16 protein-coding genes are annotated in these 16402 nt (G+C 39.8%); 10 read left to right on the plus strand and 6 right to left on the minus strand.

Annotation, left to right across the window (positions count from 1 at the left end; translation table 11 throughout):
• Nucleotides 1–150: 150 nt before the first annotated feature.
• Nucleotides 151–849 carry a 3'-5' exonuclease gene (locus tag FTV27_RS05910; protein ID WP_168379387.1) on the minus strand — a complete coding sequence of 233 codons (699 nt, stop codon included), beginning with the start codon at nt 847–849 and terminating at the stop codon, nt 151–153.
• A gap of 625 nt (nt 850–1474) precedes the next feature.
• Here FTV27_RS05910 and FTV27_RS05915 point away from each other — a divergent pair.
• The 5 genes from FTV27_RS05915 (at nt 1475) to FTV27_RS05935 (ending at nt 6705) form a co-directional block, all read left to right on the plus strand.
• Nucleotides 1475–2698, plus strand: a complete 1224-nt coding sequence (locus FTV27_RS05915; protein WP_180077501.1) for an alpha/beta fold hydrolase — start codon at nt 1475–1477, stop codon at nt 2696–2698.
• Nucleotides 2699–2854: 156 nt separating this feature from the next.
• Nucleotides 2855–4108, plus strand: a complete 1254-nt coding sequence (gene glyA / locus FTV27_RS05920) for a serine hydroxymethyltransferase (RefSeq protein ID WP_180077503.1) — start codon at nt 2855–2857, stop codon at nt 4106–4108.
• A 160-nt stretch (nt 4109–4268) separates the two neighbouring features.
• Nucleotides 4269–4673 carry a nucleoside diphosphate kinase regulator gene (rnk, locus tag FTV27_RS05925; RefSeq protein WP_078192900.1) on the plus strand — a complete coding sequence of 135 codons (405 nt, stop codon included), beginning with the start codon at nt 4269–4271 and terminating at the stop codon, nt 4671–4673.
• A gap of 247 nt (nt 4674–4920) precedes the next feature.
• Nucleotides 4921–5883 (plus strand): TauD/TfdA family dioxygenase, encoded by a 963-nt coding sequence (locus FTV27_RS05930; RefSeq protein ID WP_180077505.1) that lies wholly within the window; start codon nt 4921–4923, stop codon nt 5881–5883.
• A gap of 117 nt (nt 5884–6000) precedes the next feature.
• Nucleotides 6001–6705: a Crp/Fnr family transcriptional regulator gene (locus tag FTV27_RS05935; RefSeq protein ID WP_180077507.1), complete on the plus strand. Its 705-nt coding sequence runs from the start codon at nt 6001–6003 to the stop codon at nt 6703–6705.
• Nucleotides 6706–6765: 60 nt separating this feature from the next.
• Here the strand turns inward: FTV27_RS05935 and FTV27_RS05940 are convergent, their stop codons facing one another.
• The gene (locus FTV27_RS05940; protein ID WP_078189122.1) at nt 6766–7254 is read right to left on the minus strand and encodes a TIGR00645 family protein; all 489 of its coding nucleotides are present in this window, start codon (nt 7252–7254) and stop codon (nt 6766–6768) included.
• A gap of 326 nt (nt 7255–7580) precedes the next feature.
• Between FTV27_RS05940 and FTV27_RS05945 the strand changes: the two genes are divergently transcribed.
• From FTV27_RS05945 to FTV27_RS05955, 3 genes are read left to right on the plus strand one after another with little or no spacing between them, the layout of a single operon-like run.
• Complete coding sequence (locus tag FTV27_RS05945; protein WP_180077509.1) at nt 7581–8372, plus strand: tellurium resistance protein; 792 nt, start codon at nt 7581–7583, stop codon at nt 8370–8372.
• 16 nt (nt 8373–8388) lie between these two features.
• Nucleotides 8389–9519, plus strand: a complete 1131-nt coding sequence (locus FTV27_RS05950) for a toxic anion resistance protein (RefSeq protein WP_078189120.1) — start codon at nt 8389–8391, stop codon at nt 9517–9519.
• A gap of 41 nt (nt 9520–9560) precedes the next feature.
• Nucleotides 9561–10481 (plus strand): hypothetical protein, encoded by a 921-nt coding sequence (locus tag FTV27_RS05955; protein WP_180077745.1) that lies wholly within the window; start codon nt 9561–9563, stop codon nt 10479–10481.
• A gap of 85 nt (nt 10482–10566) precedes the next feature.
• Here the strand turns inward: FTV27_RS05955 and FTV27_RS05960 are convergent, their stop codons facing one another.
• Nucleotides 10567–11175 carry a DsbA family protein gene (locus tag FTV27_RS05960; protein ID WP_180077511.1) on the minus strand — a complete coding sequence of 203 codons (609 nt, stop codon included), beginning with the start codon at nt 11173–11175 and terminating at the stop codon, nt 10567–10569.
• A 433-nt stretch (nt 11176–11608) separates the two neighbouring features.
• On the opposite strand from FTV27_RS05960, the gene ahpF reads away from it, so the two are divergent.
• Nucleotides 11609–13174, plus strand: a complete 1566-nt coding sequence (ahpF, locus tag FTV27_RS05965) for an alkyl hydroperoxide reductase subunit F (protein ID WP_180077513.1) — start codon at nt 11609–11611, stop codon at nt 13172–13174.
• Nucleotides 13175–13457: 283 nt separating this feature from the next.
• Here the strand turns inward: ahpF and FTV27_RS05970 are convergent, their stop codons facing one another.
• The 3 genes from FTV27_RS05970 to FTV27_RS05980 all read right to left on the minus strand — a co-directional run bounded on the left by FTV27_RS05970 (nt 13458) and on the right by FTV27_RS05980 (nt 15613).
• Nucleotides 13458–13712 carry a YfhL family 4Fe-4S dicluster ferredoxin gene (locus tag FTV27_RS05970; RefSeq protein ID WP_078194533.1) on the minus strand — a complete coding sequence of 85 codons (255 nt, stop codon included), beginning with the start codon at nt 13710–13712 and terminating at the stop codon, nt 13458–13460.
• 9 nt (nt 13713–13721) lie between these two features.
• Nucleotides 13722–15116 carry a tRNA 5-hydroxyuridine modification protein YegQ gene (yegQ, locus tag FTV27_RS05975; protein WP_078194532.1) on the minus strand — a complete coding sequence of 465 codons (1395 nt, stop codon included), beginning with the start codon at nt 15114–15116 and terminating at the stop codon, nt 13722–13724.
• An 80-nt stretch (nt 15117–15196) separates the two neighbouring features.
• Nucleotides 15197–15613 (minus strand): Cd(II)/Pb(II)-responsive transcriptional regulator, encoded by a 417-nt coding sequence (locus tag FTV27_RS05980; protein WP_180077515.1) that lies wholly within the window; start codon nt 15611–15613, stop codon nt 15197–15199.
• A 76-nt stretch (nt 15614–15689) separates the two neighbouring features.
• Between FTV27_RS05980 and FTV27_RS05985 the strand changes: the two genes are divergently transcribed.
• Nucleotides 15690–16325 carry a cation transporter gene (locus tag FTV27_RS05985; protein ID WP_180077517.1) on the plus strand — a complete coding sequence of 212 codons (636 nt, stop codon included), beginning with the start codon at nt 15690–15692 and terminating at the stop codon, nt 16323–16325.
• Nucleotides 16326–16402 lie beyond the last annotated feature (77 nt).

The following is a 16402-nucleotide window of genomic DNA, read 5'->3' on the forward strand; positions in this document are numbered from 1 at the left end:
TTGTTCCATTTTAGAGATTTGTTTAAGATAAGATATAACTCATTGAGATGTGTCATAGTATTCGTCGTTAGAAAACAATTATTGTGACATTATTTCAATGAGTTATCTATTTTTGTCGTGTACAGAGGAAAATATTAAACAATCAATGATTTATAGAGTAATGACAGCAGAGTTTTCTAAAGCTTTACGTAAATACGGGTCTAAGTCATCTTGACGTAATAGCCATTGCACATAGTCCGCAGGTAATTCTGCAATTGCGGTACCACGGTGTTTACCAAAATTAATACTGCGTGGAATGCGAGCATCTTCCGAAGCTTCGTATAATTCTTCGATGCTGTTGATTTTTAAGTGATGGACGATATGCATCAAAATATTAGCAGTTAAAATAATATCCATATCTGCGCGGTGAGCTTTACGGATCATTTCACGTGCTTTTTCACTGCCTTTGGTGATCATATATATCAAGGCAGAAATATTATGCGCTTCTGCATCAGGCCAAACTCGACGAGCAAGGGCAAGGGTACAAATGGCTTTAATTTTTGAACCATCTACACCGCATTTTTCGAGCGCTCGAATATCGTAGTCGATATTATGCCCAATGATATATGTCGTCTCTGATGGGAGTTCAAAACTGCTGTAGTGGGGCTGACCTTCAAGATCTGATTCTAAAATATGATGAACAGCCATCGCTGCAAAAGAAATAGCTTCATCACAACGATATAGTTGATCAAAAATTTTAGATTTATCTAAGGTGATTTTGGCATCTGCCACCTGAATTGGAGCATAGGCAATCTCGATGGGTTGTCCATTTAGTGTATGGGTTTCTGTGTCGAGAATGATGGCTTGCATGTCCAGTTCCAGCATGTTGAATAATGTTTATGAATGTACATGATCACATCCACACTGACAAACCCATGCTGTGATTATTTGTAGGAATATTATGAAGATGGCTGCGCAGTGTTTAAATAATCTGCTTATATCGCATCTGCCGAAATAAAACCTTTACAGCGGGATAAAGCTAAACCATCTTCTAAATCGACTTATTTTAAAGGCTTTTGTCCATCGTGATATCCAAAAATGTCGCTAAGTGGATTAAGCACTAGAGTATGTTCACGATCAATGGCATGGTGGTTTTTCGGCTTTACTTTTGTGCATATGTTTGTGTAGTTGGCAGGGGGTACAGCATTTTTGTTGATTTTACATTTTGCTTTAACCTCCGAAAAATAGCCCAATCTGTATCCAATGATCAGAAATATAAGTTCAGCCATTTTTTTGAGATCGGGGTGGCTGATTTATTTGAATACTGTTAATCCATATCGAGCTAAAACAAAGTTTTAGTTCTATATTAATTTGATAAATTAAAATAAGAGTAGTTGCTTAAAAATTAGGCTTGAACAAAAGTTTGTTCCATGTATTTAATGATTCATATTCAATGAAAAATTGACTTTAAAACAACAAACAAAAGGATCATTGAATGAAAATGCTGCGTTTAACGGTTTTAGTCAGCAGTATGCTATTTTTAGCAGCCTGCGGTAATGATAGTAATGACCAACAATTTAGTAATCCTGAAACAAATGCTGATCTCAATCAGATCAAAAATCCAGTGGTAACTACAACAGCCTATAGTCAAGACAATATGCCTGCTGTGAGTGCAGATAGCCGATTGATGACCTATAAAATGCTAGGAGTAGATGGCAAAGTTGTTCAAGCCACAGCCTTAGTCTTTACCCCAAAAACAGTTGCTCCGGCAGGTGGTTGGAAAATTGTGGCTTGGGCACATGGAACGACAGGTGTGGCTGATAAATGCGCTCCGAGCCGACAAGGTTTGCAAGGTACTGAATACTTATTGCAAATGTTATTGGCAAAGGGTTATGTCGTTGTGGCACCCGATTATGAGGGATTAGGGGAACCTAGTGGACGTGAAAACCATCCTTATCTGAATCTAAAAAGTGAAGCCTTTTCGATTACCGATGCCGTTGTCGCTGCTCGAAGTTACTTAACCAGTCAAGGTAAAACGGTGTCGAAGGATTGGCTTTCGATCGGACATTCTCAAGGTGGTCAAGCCGTATTAGGTGCAGCTGAATTCGCATCGCGTGCTGACTTAAATTATAAGGGAACGATTGCCATAGCACCTGCAAATAATCTTGCGCTCATTCTTGACGCTGGCGAGAAGTTAGCTGTAGGTAAACCTGCAACCGTGCAAAGTATGATTTATGCGCCTTTAGACAGTTTTACTGCGCAGATCATTGCGGGTATGCAAGGGCATAAAAACAGTGTGGATTATTCAAAAGTATTTAGTGGACATCTGGCTGCGATTGCACCTCAGGCTGAAACAGTGTGTTCAGGCGAGTTAACCAAGTTAATTCAAGATGACATGCTCAGTTATGCGAGTCAGAACACGACTTTGGATAACTATGGTCGAACTCAGCCTGATTTCTTAACTTTAAAGCCAATCCAAAACTTTATGAGTGAAGGTTCACAGCCTTTAACGACAGCGGTGAAAACGCCGATCATCATTTATCAAGGTAAAGCCGATCAGACCATTCCAGCAGATGCGACTAAATTTATGATTAGCCTTGCTAAGCCGGGAACATCGATTGACTATCGTGAGCAAGCGACAGCAGATCATATTAGTATTTATACCGATAATCTGGCAAATTTTGTGCAAGATGTAGAGACTCTCATGCCAAATCAATAAGTTGATTTGACTTAAATAGTGCTCGTGCAGATTCAACACGGGCATTATTTATTTAAAAACAGCACAAACTTCCCTCTCTCATTTCTAAAACTTCATGCTACAATACGCGCCAATCTTAGCACGGCTTAAAAGCCCTAATTTAATAGGACCTCGCTAATGTTTGCCAACACCTCTATTGCTCAATTTGACCCTGAATTAGCTCAAGCGATCTCGAATGAAGATGCTCGCCAAGAAGCGCACATTGAGTTAATCGCTTCAGAAAACTACTGTTCACCTGCAGTAATGGAAGCTCAAGGTTCAAAACTTACTAACAAATATGCAGAAGGCTACCCTGGTAAACGCTACTACGGCGGTTGCGAGTATGTAGACGTGATCGAACAATTGGCCATTGACCGTGCTAAAGAATTGTTTGGTGCTGATTATGCAAACGTTCAACCACACGCTGGCTCACAAGCAAACTCTGCAGTTTACCTTGCGCTACTTAACCCAGGCGATACAGTTTTAGGTATGAGCCTGGCTCACGGTGGTCACTTGACTCACGGTGCTAAAGTTAGTTTCTCTGGTAAAACTTACAACGCAATTCAATACGGTTTGAACCCAGAAACTGGCGAAATCGACTATGAAGAAGTTGAACGTTTAGCTGAAGAACACAAGCCAAAAATGATCGTGGCTGGTTTCTCTGCGTATAGCCAAGTTGTTGATTGGCAGCGTTTCCGTGATATCGCGGACAAAGTTGGCGCTTACTTATTCGTAGATATGGCTCACGTAGCTGGTCTTGTTGCTGCTGGTGTTTACCCAAGCCCAGTACAAATTGCTGACGTAACTACAACGACTACACATAAAACACTTCGTGGTCCACGTTCTGGTTTAATCCTTGCGAAAGCAAACGAAGAAATCGAGAAAAAATTACAATCAGCTGTATTCCCAGGTAACCAAGGTGGTCCTTTAGTTCACGCTGTAGCGGCTAAAGCGATCTGCTTCAAAGAAGCAATGGCGCCTGAATATAAAGCTTACCAACAACAAGTTGTTAAGAATGCGCAAGCAATGGCTGAAGTTTTAATCGAACGTGGTTATGATATTGTTTCTGGCGGTACTAAGAACCATTTGTTCTTATTATCTTTAATTAAACAAGACATTACCGGTAAAGATGCCGATGCTTGGTTAGGTGCTGCTCACATTACTGTGAACAAAAACTCAGTACCAAACGATCCACGTTCTCCATTCGTGACTTCTGGTATCCGTATCGGTACTCCTGCTGTAACAACACGGGGTTTTGGTGAAGCTGAAGTACGTGACCTTGCAGGCTGGATCGCTGACGTTCTAGACAGCAAAGGTGACGAAGCTGTGATTGCTGCAGTGAAAGAAAAAGTTGCTGCTGTTTGCGCTAAATTCCCAGTTTACGCAAAATAAGTCTGACTTGAGAAAGCCCCCTCAAGGGGGCTTTTTTTATGTCATCAGAAAAATTCAAAAGTTATCTAAACATTTATATTTCTGTTATAACGGAATAAGAGATAACAAAAAATTTGCCCATCGCTATAGATCTGTTGGCAAGGTCGCAAAGGAACTTTATATGAAAAAACCCAATATTATTCTTTCAGAACAAGATTTACATCGTTTAGAAACCATGTTGGAGCATCAGTCTAAGCTGACGCCGACGATGGAGCATTTGGAAGATGAGATGGCGCGCGCTGAAGTGGTTGCTCCACAAGATGTCCCTGCCAATGTGGTGAGTATGAATGCCAAAGTTCTCATTAACATTGCACCTGCGACAGAAGCAACCGAAATTACACTGGTCTATCCACATGATTTTCGTGGCGATAAAGGTCAAGTCAATGTTTTGGCTCCAGTGGGCGCTGCCATTTTAGGTTTGGCTGAAGGGCAGGAAATAGAATGGCCGCAGCCTGATGGTCATACCATGAAAGTCAAAATCATTAAAGTGCTCTATCAACCTGAGCGTGAAGGGAATTATCTATAATTCCGCTGTGATATACAGATATAATCCGTACACAAAGCCATCGATACCGATGGCTTTTTTATTTTTTCTTTATTGCATTTTTAGATATGAAATCGGCAAAAGTTGTTAAGCAGATTTTATTACAACCATAGCAGTTTAACTTGGGAAAACTGTCAAAGAATTGACAGAGTCATGGGCACGAAGTCGGCACACTTTATTTCAACAACACCATCGTTGCTTAATAATTTGAAGAATAAGGTAGAGCCCTATGACACAATTAGAATCGAATCATTACAATCCAGACTATCAATATCAGCATATTGAAGTAAAACCTGTAACCGGTCGTATTGGTGCGGAAATTTCTGGCATTCAGTTGTCTGGAAATTTAGACAAAAGCGTGGTCGATGAATTTAATCATGCACTATTAAAATATAAAGTTGTATTTGTGCGTGGACAGCAAGATCTCACAGATCTAGAACAAGAAGCCTTTGCACGACTTTTAGGTAATCCGTTGAATCACCCAAGTGTGCCACTCAAAGATGGTACAGCACATACTTTGTCAATTGACTCACGTGGTGGGCGTGCAGACTCGTGGCATACCGATATTACGTTTTTGCCCAATTATCCTAAAGCCACAATTTTAAGAAATGTAGTTGCACCTGAACATGGTGGCGATACGGTTTGGGCCAATACCGTGACCGCTTATGAAGATTTAAGTCCTGAGCTGCAAAAGTTGGCGGAACAATTACGCGCGGTGCATAGCAACAGTTATGACTATGCGGCGCCGAAAGGTCAGTACAATGAAGAAGGTCGCCATTTATTCCGTACTGCAGTAGAAGTGGAAACTGAGCATCCTTTGGTGCGTGTACATCCTGAAACAGGTGAAAAAAGTTTGGTGTTGGGTCACTTCTTTAAACGCTTCAGTGGATACAGTCCGGCACAGTCACGACGATTATTTGAACTCTTTCAAGAGCAAATCGTGCAATGGGAAAATATTGTGCGTTGGCGCTGGGCGGTTGGTGATGTTGCAATTTGGGATAATCGTGCGACGCAGCACCGTGCCATCAATGACTATGGGGGCGCGCTACGTATCGCCTCACGTGTCACTATCGAGGGCGATGTGCCTGTCGATGTAAATGGTCAGCCGAGTACTGTACTGAAAAATATTCAAAACACCGACATTTCAAACTTCCGTTCTGAAGCAGGCCGTATTTATGAGAAAGCATCTTAAGTATTAGAGCGTCATTTAAAACAGCATAAAAATAGATAAATAATGCGAAAAACAATGGTTTTACATTTTTCAGCAATTGCCTAAGATCGATGAGATCTTAGGCATTTTTTTATAGACGTGAGCGATCAAAAGAACACCGCCCAACAGCATTTGTTGCAAATTTTGCGTAATGAAGACATCTTTCAGGGCTTTAGCGATCAGAGTTTAGAACAGCTTGTGCAACAGGTGAAATATTCACGGTTTCATGCACAGCAACACATCTTAAAACAACAACAAATCGTGCAAGATATTTATATTTTACTTTCAGGTACGCTACAAACTGGTTGGTTGCAAAATAATGGTGAATTGATTGTAAATGACTATATCCGTCGCCAGTCGGTATTTAATTTTGTCGCACTCTTACAACAAAAGCCTTTGAATTATGATTATTTTGCTGCGACACACGTCGAGGTGGCAATCATTTCTGGAACAAGGTTTTTAGCAGTTTTACAGCGTGATCCGAAGGCGCTTTGGAATGTCGTGCAATCTCTCAGTCGACGCATGTATTTGATGTTTGAGCATAATCGTTATTTGCGAACGGCAACGCTAGAGCAGCGTATTGCTAGACATTTGATTCGACTCTATGAGCAATATGGATGTCGGCAGGAAATTCCCCTGAAACTCAGTCAGCAGGAATTTGCAGAGTCTTTTAATATTTCACGCCAAACGTTGAATAAACATCTGCAGCAATTTGTCCAAACACAAGTGATCGCGTGGAATTATGGACAAATCGTGATCTTGGATCTTGATCGTTTAAGGCGAATGAGTGAACTTGATGAATAACTGGATTTAAAATTTGACGAGAAGCCATAATCGCAAATGGCTTCATTGATCTTACATAGATTAGTGCTTACTGATTTTATCCAAATAACCCATCATAAAAGCAGAAAAAACAAAGGTTAAATGCATGATGATGTACCACATGATTTTGTCATTGGGGATGTTTTTCGCATCCATAAAAATGCGTAATAAATGAATCGAAGAAATTGCCACGATTGATGCTGCAACTTTGAGTTTTAATGAATTGGCATCCATGGTGCCGAGCCAGTTCAAGCGATTGGTCGATTCATTAATTTTTAATTGCGAAACAAAGTTTTCATAGCCTGAAAACATCACCATCACAATCAGTCCGCCCACCATAGTCATATCGACCAAAGAGAGAATGACTAAAATCAGGTCAGCTTCTGAATATTCTAAAATATGCGGAAGGACATGAATGACTTCTTGGAAAAATTTAATCGCGAGCAGTAGCAGTGCAAAGGATAAACCAAAGTACACGGGAGCCAGAATCCAACGTGCTGCATACATTGTGTTATGGAAAAAACGTTCCATTTAAGCCTCTAAAATTATTGATCTAATATTTGGTTCTAAAGTATATGAATTAAATTTTACGATAATTTTGATAATAATTCATGTAGAGTCAGTTGTTTAATTTAAATCTAGATTGAATCTTTGGGTATCTTAAGCTTGAATTCATCTGTGTAGGTCATCATATCCATTGAAATGATGCTGTATGGCTGCTTAGGCGGAGCTATAGGCAACGGTTGAATTTGATGGCGAAATTTGACCGATGAAATAGATGTATTTTTGCAAAATACTACAAGACTTTTATGGCAGAACTTGTAGTATAAAAATGATTTTATTGAGTTTAATTGGCTATGTCACAAATTGATGTATTGGTGCCGTTAAAGGATATTACGGTAGATCGGGCGGAAGTGCTTTCGATTAAGCGGAATGACCTTGTGCCATTACTGACCGATCAATATCGTCTAAATCATTATGCAGATCAATTAATTCAAGCACAGTCGGTGCTGCTAGACGGTGTTGACCCTCAATTGACGAAACAACTTAGTCAAACTATTGAACAGTTGATTCAAGCCTTAGCCAATTCAAAAAAATATTTAAAAATACGCAAATTTAATGCCCTGCAAAAATGGTTAGGCATCGATTTGGAATATGGGTCCGGACAAGTTGAATATTATAAAAATCTAGATCAATTGCTTGATCGGGCAAATCATCTGAGCCAAAAACTACAGTTAGAAATTCAAAAGTCCCAAGCACGTTTTAATCAACTACAAGGCTTACGTGAGCAAATGGCGCGCTATATCGTCGCGGCTGAAGAGTTCTTGGTGGAATACCCACAGTTTGTGAAAAATCAGCATCCGCTTGACAACTTTGCAGAACGTTTATCGAAAAAGGTGAATACGTTGCAAACCTTACAAGCCAGTAATGATATTGCAATTACGCAAATGCAGCTCTCTCAGCAGCTTTCTTTTGAATTATTAGATCGATATAAGGAAGCTCAGCAGGTGTTGATTCCAGCATGGCAATATCATGTGAAACAAAGTCGTCAAAGTAACTCGACAAGTTCATTGGAAAAGCTTGATAATAGCCGTGAAAATTTGATTAAAACTTTAAAAAAATCATTAGAGAATTCCTCTAAGTCTTAGAAATATAAGGTGAGTTATGACCGATTTAGATGCCAAAAATTTACCCGTTGAAGTAAGCAAAGAGTTGACTGAAGAAAAGTTTCAGCAACTCAATTTGCAGGAAATTGGCTTACAAACTTCCGATTTTCACGAAGTCGAAGCTGCACGTAAGGAATTGGCAGATTTAAGTCATAATAGTGTTGCCGAATACGGTAAAAACATTGCCACCAAGACGTCGACCTATACCGATGAATTGTTAAATTTGGTGCAAAATAAAGATCTAGATGCGACAGGTCAAAAGCTCAATCAGGTGGTACAAGTCGCACAGCAACTAAACACCACGAGCATTTTAAATAAATCTAAAAGCTCAGGATTTTTTGGTGGTTTACTGAGTAAATTTAAAGGTGCCAAGCAAAGTTTTGATCAGCACTTTAATACCACCAAAGAGCAAATTGATGCTTTGGTTAAAGAAATTGAAACTTCGCAAAATGGCTTAAAAGCGCGTGTAAATACCTTAGATAAAATGTTTGAAGGCGTACAAGACGAATATAAACAATTAGGGGTGTATATCGCCGCAGGTAAGTTGAAAGAGCAGGAAATCCAACAGGAAATTGCAAGCTTAACCACTCAAGTTCAAGATCAAACCACTACGCAAAAAGTCTATGACCTCAACCATTTGGCAAATAATCTTGAAAAACGTGTGAGTGATTTACAGATATTGCAACAGTCTGCGATGCAGACCTTACCGATGATTCGCATAATTCAATCCAACAATTTGATGTTGGTCGATAAGTTTTATGCTATTAAAAATATCACCTTACCGGCTTGGAAAAACCAAATTAGCTTGGCGATTTCATTGCAGGAACAAAAGAACAGCGTGCAATTGGCAAATAGCATTGATGATGCGACCAATGACCTATTAAAACGCAATGCAGATTTGTTGCATCAAAACTCTGTCGATACAGCGAAAGCCAATCAGCGTTCAGTGATTGATATCGAAACACTTGAACATGTGCAAAATACCCTCATTAAAACCGTTAATGATGTGATTCAAATTCAGAAAGAAGGTGTACAAAAGCGTGAAGAAGCGACGACACGTATTCGTGCCTTACAAAACAATTTGAATCATTTAGTAATTGAATCGAGTGGTTCAAACCCTTCTTCATAAACGGTGAGGGAGGTGAAAATATAATCTGAAGGAGTATGTCTTTGCCTCCCATTGATGAATATGCGCTAAATCCGCAGCAACTGGAAACAGGGCTTCAAACCATTAAGAAGCGTCAACGTAATTTAACGTTATTGACCTTAACCAGTGTTTCTGTGCTGATCGTTTCGGCTGTGATGCTGTTTATTCAGCATGATATGGTTTATAGCTTTTTTGGCCTAAGTTCTAGCGTACAGCAACTGCATATTCCCGTTAGTGCAGGTGATTTGACATATCAACTCGGTGAGTCTTCCGACTATTTTTTAAACTTTTTATCCTTTATTGGTTGGTTATTTCTAAAACTCATCGTTTCATTTATTGGCGCATTTTTCTTGGTTGGTTTTCTAAAAAAATTTCAATTTTTTAGAATTCGATTCCAATCTTTTGTATTGAAATTTGTCGGCTGGATTTTATCGTTTATTGTGCTTTGGTCAGGCTTAACCTATGTGCAATATGACCTTAATCATGATGACCGTGCAGCAGATCAAAAATTGGTACATTATGAAAAAAATATTCAGGAAAGCCAGCTGGCTTTCGAAATGGAAGATGCACAATTGGCAAAACCTGTGCAAGCCTATTTACTTGCACAAGCTGCTTTGATGCATAAGCCTGTAGATCGTGCGACAGCAATTCCTTTGGTGCAATCCTTAATCAATACCGAGCAACAAAATCCAGCAAAATTCCGTGAATACGGTTTTCAGCCTGAACAGCTCTGGGCGATGCAAAATCAGCTATTTGATAAAACCATGACACCGATGGCGCAAAGCGTGGAAAAACAAGTTCAGCAAGCCAATGTAGTAGAAGTTGTTGTACGTTGGGTGTTGATCACCGTGATAGTACTCACGCTGGTTTTGAGCTTAATTTTGTATCTGCTTTCTCAGCAGTTCAAATCACGGATTAATCGAATTGAGCAGGGACTTCATTAATAGGCCTATTTTCTTTTTACATCATTGCATTGCTCAGAATAAAAATCCCCATCACATTGTATGGGGATTTTTATTCTTGGGTAGATTAACTTGCGCGATGAAACAGTTGTCGAAGTTCCTGTGTAGAAAAAGTCTGATCATTCATTTCGCCATCCACAAGGTAAAAAGGAATCGGGTGCTGTCCCTTTGATTTTACATACTGTGTAATTTCATGCTGGCGGTCTGCAATATCTTTATGTTGAATTGAGCGCAGTACTTTCGAGCCATCTAAACCAATGCCTTCAATAATGCTTTTTAAAACGAGAATTTCAGCAATATTTTGACCGTGTGCAAATAATGCATGGAATAGGGCTTGAGTCAGGGCATATTGATCCAGAATATTGTCCAAGGCCAAAATACCTTGATGAGCCAGTTGACTGTTTGGCATACGTTTCATGTACTCAATATTGACAATCACATCTTCGCTATAAGCGGCGAACTTCGTCATTTCGAGTTTTCGCTTTGCTGCACTCGCACCATACTTATCGGTTAAATACTGCAGCACATCTAAGCCTTGTTCAGGAATTTCTGGAACGCGTTGAATCGGTAATAGCTCTACACGGGTTGCTGGATGTTCATTCCAGTTTTGTTTTAACTTTTGAAATGCGACATAACTCATGGGATAAACAATATCAAAGACAAATTCAATTTTCATTATTCTGCTCACTATTGATTTTATACATGTAGATCGATGGCAGATTAATGCAAGGGATAGATTGCTGCTGTATCGATGGCTCTTTAAAGCAGTCGAATCACCTGATATTTCATTTGATTTAATGCCGACTTGCTGAAATGAAACTTAAAGCTTTATAAAGATTTTGTAATTGATCAGGTCGTGCGTATGTCTTGCATAGGCTTGGTGTGATTTCAATAAAAAAGAAAAAAATGAGGAATTTGTCATGATATATGTGTACGAAATAATTCATTTTAATGTTAATATACGTCCATATATTTATAATTTAGAAAGAAATTTAATCATTTGATTTGTAAAACCGATTAATTTTATAAAAACAAACCGTTTCACCTATTTAATGGTTTGTTCTATCATTCTCTCATCAAATAAATTTACTCCTTTGGAGACGTTAGCAATGTTAGATCAAAATACTTCTGCTCAATTAAAAACCTTACTTGAACGCCTTGAAGGCCCGATTGAAATCGTCGCTACTTTAAACGGCACGGACAAATCAGACAAAATTAAAGAATTGGTGACTGAAGTTGCTGCTTTATCTGATTTAGTGACTGCACGTTTTGATGGTAACAACAGCCGTGCGCCAAGCTTTGGTATTGCAAAAGCAGGTGAAACACCACGTGTATTCTTCGCAGGTCTGCCGATGGGCCACGAGTTCACGTCTTTGATCTTGGCATTGTTACAAACCTCAGGCTATGCACCAAAAGTATCTGACGAAGTACTGAACACCATCAAAGGTCTAGGTCTTAAAGCTGACTTTGATGTGTTTGTATCTTTAAGCTGCCATAACTGTCCTGACGTGGTTCAAGCACTTAACTTGATCGCAATTTACAACTCAGGTACAACTGCAACCATGATTGATGGTGCATTCTTCCAAGACGAAGTGGAAGAACGCAAAATCATGGCTGTACCAATGGTATTCCAAGATGGCAATCACATCGGTCAAGGTCGGATGACTTTGGAAGAAATTATTGCCAAATTAGACACCAACTCTGCTGCAAAAGATGCTGAAAAGCTAAATGCCAAAGAAGCCTTTGATGTCCTTGTGATTGGTGGTGGCCCTGCGGGTAATACCTCAGCAATCTATGCTGCACGTAAAGGGATTAAAACAGGTATCGTGGCTGAACGCATGGGCGGTCAGGTTATGGATACCATGGACATTGAAAACTACACGTCGATTCAAAAGACACAAGGTCCTAAGTTTGCTGCTGAAATGGAAGCACATGTCCGTGAGTACGGTGTGGACATTATGAACTTGCAACGTGTATCTGACATCAAAGGTGCTGACCAAACAGCTAATGGCTTAGTTGAAGTGACTTTAGAGAATGGTGCAAAACTTGAATCTAAAACAGTGATTCTTTCAACAGGTGCACGCTGGAGAGAGATGAATGTTCCAGGTGAGCAAGAATACCGTACTCGTGGTGTAGCTTACTGCCCACACTGTGACGGTCCATTGTTCAAAGGCAAACGTGTTGCGGTGATCGGTGGTGGTAACTCAGGTGTAGAAGCGGCGATTGACCTTGCTGGTATTGTAGAACATGTAACACTTGTTGAGTTTGATACCAAGCTTCGTGCTGACCAAGTCCTTCAAGACAAGTTAAATAGCTTACCGAACACCACTGTGATCATGAATGCATTGTCTACAGAAGTGGTCGGTGATGGTTCACAAGTGACTGCATTGAACTACAAAGACCGTGCAACTGATGAAATCAAAACGATTGAATTGGCTGGTATCTTTGTACAAATCGGTTTGTTACCAAACACTGATTTCTTAAAAGAAACAGCAGTTGAACTTTCAAACCGTGGTGAGATCGTAATTAACGAGCGCAACGAAACCAATGTGAAAGGTGTATTTGCTGCAGGTGACTGTACAACAGTACCGTACAAACAAATCATCATCGCAACAGGTGAAGGCGCGAAAGCATCATTGTCTGCTTTTGATTACATCATCCGTTCAGGTCAATAAAAGAAAGGCCAGTGTGTTTCGAGAAACACGCTGGCCGCGCTGAATGTTGTCATTAGAATATTATTTTTCTTAATATTCTCGTTTTACAGGAACTTTGGATGCTAACACCGGAGTTCCTTTTTTTTTGTCTGCAAAATTAGGATTCAAAAATGTCCCCACACATTTTGAACCCTATTCGTTGCCCAGCTATTTTTGTTTTACAACCTTATTTTTATACTTTCCCCAAGGTTGTTTCTCTATATAAAGTGGATTAAGCAAGTCTTACGCCAATCACACCATGCATTTAAGATTTAAATAAATTCAAACCCTTAAACTTCTCCAATAAATCAGTTTGGCTTTCGATATGCTCCGGATGCGGAATAATGCACTCAATCGGACAAACTGAAACACAAGTTTGGTGCTCATAGAAACCGACACATTCAGTACAACGTGCGACATCGATTTCATAAATCTTTGAGCCTTCATAAATGGCATCATTGGGACATTCAGGTAGACACATGTCACAATTGATGCATTTATCTGTAATCAACAAAGCCATAAATCGAACTCAAGCCTGATACGCTAAAGATGAAGCCGAAATATCTACGGTCGAGTTGGGTAAGTTACGAATCAGTAAGGCATAGCGCATATCCACATCGGCAGGTACAGGAATATCCACGATATGACCTGAACCTTTGGCATCGTCAATTAGATTACCTTTTTTATCTTTCATTTCAGTTAAAACGAAGGTGATGTTGCCTGAAGTGGTCATCAGTTCTAAAGAATCACCTACAACAAAACGGTTTTTCACTTCGATTTTAAGAGAATCGCCATTGCGTTCTAAAACTTCACCTACAAACTGTTGATGATCAAAACGTGAAGAGCCGGTTTCATAGTTCTGATATTCACTATGAACATGGCGGCGTAGAAAACCTTCGGTATAACCACGGTTCGCAAGGCCTTCAAGCTGAGACATGAGAGCAGGGTCAAACGGTTTACCAGAAAGGGCATCATCGATGGCTTTACGATAAATTTGAGCGGTACGCGCACAGTAGAAATAAGACTTGGTACGGCCTTCAATTTTTAAAGAATGAATGCCCATTTTGGTTAAACGGTCAACATGCTGTACAGCACGCAAATCTTTCGAGTTCATGAAATAAGTGCCATGTTCATCTTCTTCGGCAGCAAACATGTCTTCTTCATTGCGTTGTAATAAAACCGGCTCGCCGAATTGGTGTTGTTCTAGGGCGTGTTGCTCATCGGCATTTTTATTATTGCAGCATGATGATTCTTCAATTTGTGTGACTGGAATAACATCACCAGTTTCATCTTCAACTGCATCGTGAATTTTATAATCCCAACGGCATGCATTGGTACATGCACCTTGGTTTGCATCACGTTTATTCATATAGCCAGAAAGTAAGCAACGACCGGAGTAAGCCATACATAATGCACCGTGTACGAAAACTTCAATTTCCATATCAGGTACATTGTGTTTAATTTCTTCAATTTCTTCGATTGATAATTCACGTGACAGAATGACACGTGTCAGTCCCATATTTTTCCAAAATTTAACCGTTGCCCAGTTCACCGCATTGGCTTGTACAGACAAATGAATGGACACTTCTGGAAAATGTTCACGCACCATCATGATTAGACCGGGGTCAGACATGATCAGTGCATCAGGATTCATGGCAACCACAGGTTCAAGGTCACGGATGAAATTTTTCAGTTTTGAGTTATGCGGTTGGATGTTTACCACCACATAAAACTTTTTACCTAAAGCATGGGCTTCTTCAATGCCAATTTTTAAATTGTCATGGTCGAAAGCATTATTGCGTACACGTAAGCTATATCGCGGCTGACCTGCATACACGGCATCTGCGCCATAAGCAAAAGCGTAGCGCATGTTTTTCAATGAGCCAGCAGGTGAGAGGAGTTCGGTTACGTGTTGAATCGTCATGTCAATAAAGGCATAAAAAATTTATGGCTTTATTGTAGTGATCTAAAAAAAGGATTCAACCAAGTATTTTAGTTGGGTTTTCAAGATATTCCGTTTTCCAAATGTTTTAAAATTTGGCAATCATTGATTTGGCTGGTTTCATTACAACTGGCACGGAGCTTACTTAACTGTATTTTAAAATTTTCTAATTCTTTAATTTTTTCAGAAACTTGACGAATGTGATTATCAATTAATTCATTCACGGCATGACAGCTTTGTGTAGGTGATTGCTCAAGTTCAAGCAGGGTTTGAATCTCGGTGAGAGAAATATCGAGGTTTCGACAGCGCTTAATAAAAACCAAACGTTTGTACATTTCTTCATCATAATAGCGATAATTGTTGTCTGCGCGGAAGCTAGGTTTCAGCAGTTTTTTCTTTTCATAAAAGCGAATACTGTCAACGCTTACCCCAGATTTGGTGGACAATTCTTTAATCAAATAATGTTTTTGTACGCTCATGCTTGACCTTGGAGTGAGTCCATAGTTTTGAATAAGAATAATACAAATCCATTGATTTTTAAATTGGAGCACATTTATGGCATGTACATGTAGTCATGAGCCAGCACCAAGCAAACCCAACAGTAAATTTCGTATCGCGCTTTGGATCGCCTTAATCATTAACGCCATGATGTTTTTGGTGGAACTGATTGGCGGGGCTTATGCACATTCTTCTGCGCTTTGGGCGGACTCGTTAGATTTCTTTGGTGATGCTGTTAATTATGGGGTTTCATTAGCCGTGCTAGGCGCCAGTTTATATTGGCGTGCAACAGTTGCCTTGGTTAAAGGTTTTGTCATGGCAGCGTTTGGGATCGTAGTCATTGCCAAAGTGCTCTATGCCTATGCAAATGGGATCGCACCTGAACCGATCACCATGGGGGTGATTGGTATCTTGGCTTTAGCCGCTAATGTCATCTGTGCATACGTCTTATATGCCTTCCGTGAAGGTGACTCCAATATGCAATCCGTTTGGCTATGTAGCCGTAATGATGCGATTGGTAATGTCGCAGTGATCTTGGCTGCAGTCGGGGTGTTTGGTACAGGCAGTCTATGGCCAGATTTGATCGTGGCCGCAATCATGGCGATCTTAGGTTTAACGGGTGGTTATCAGGTGATTCGAAAAGCACTGCAAGAGCGTAAGCAAAAAGATATTCTGAGTACCCCTTGCTCTTAAAATACTTACTCTTAAATCCACCGTTAATGGCATTCATTTTATCCATGTTTTTAACGCAGATGAATAGTCGTTAAATC

Source organism: Acinetobacter sp. YH12251, from assembly GCF_013417465.1.
GTDB classification, from domain to species: domain Bacteria; phylum Pseudomonadota; class Gammaproteobacteria; order Pseudomonadales; family Moraxellaceae; genus Acinetobacter; species Acinetobacter amyesii.

Excerpts from the sequence above, each read along its gene's own strand:
- ahpF (WP_180077513.1), top strand. The coding sequence starts at position 11,609 with ATGTTAGATCAAAATACTTCTGCTCAATTAAAAACCTTACTTGAACGC.
- FTV27_RS05980 (WP_180077515.1), bottom strand. The coding sequence starts at position 15,613 with ATGAGCGTACAAAAACATTATTTGATTAAAGAATTGTCCACCAAATCT.
- FTV27_RS05970 (WP_078194533.1), bottom strand. The coding sequence starts at position 13,712 with ATGGCTTTGTTGATTACAGATAAATGCATCAATTGTGACATGTGTCTA.
- FTV27_RS05930 (WP_180077505.1), top strand. The coding sequence starts at position 4,921 with ATGACACAATTAGAATCGAATCATTACAATCCAGACTATCAATATCAG.
- glyA (WP_180077503.1), top strand. The coding sequence starts at position 2,855 with ATGTTTGCCAACACCTCTATTGCTCAATTTGACCCTGAATTAGCTCAA.
- FTV27_RS05945 (WP_180077509.1), top strand. The coding sequence starts at position 7,581 with ATGTCACAAATTGATGTATTGGTGCCGTTAAAGGATATTACGGTAGAT.
- FTV27_RS05950 (WP_078189120.1), top strand. The coding sequence starts at position 8,389 with ATGACCGATTTAGATGCCAAAAATTTACCCGTTGAAGTAAGCAAAGAG.
- FTV27_RS05915 (WP_180077501.1), top strand. The coding sequence starts at position 1,475 with ATGAAAATGCTGCGTTTAACGGTTTTAGTCAGCAGTATGCTATTTTTA.
- FTV27_RS05960 (WP_180077511.1), bottom strand. The coding sequence starts at position 11,175 with ATGAAAATTGAATTTGTCTTTGATATTGTTTATCCCATGAGTTATGTC.
- FTV27_RS05940 (WP_078189122.1), bottom strand. The coding sequence starts at position 7,254 with ATGGAACGTTTTTTCCATAACACAATGTATGCAGCACGTTGGATTCTG.
- FTV27_RS05910 (WP_168379387.1), bottom strand. The coding sequence starts at position 849 with ATGCAAGCCATCATTCTCGACACAGAAACCCATACACTAAATGGACAA.
- FTV27_RS05985 (WP_180077517.1), top strand. The coding sequence starts at position 15,690 with ATGGCATGTACATGTAGTCATGAGCCAGCACCAAGCAAACCCAACAGT.
- yegQ (WP_078194532.1), bottom strand. The coding sequence starts at position 15,116 with ATGACGATTCAACACGTAACCGAACTCCTCTCACCTGCTGGCTCATTG.
- rnk (WP_078192900.1), top strand. The coding sequence starts at position 4,269 with ATGAAAAAACCCAATATTATTCTTTCAGAACAAGATTTACATCGTTTA.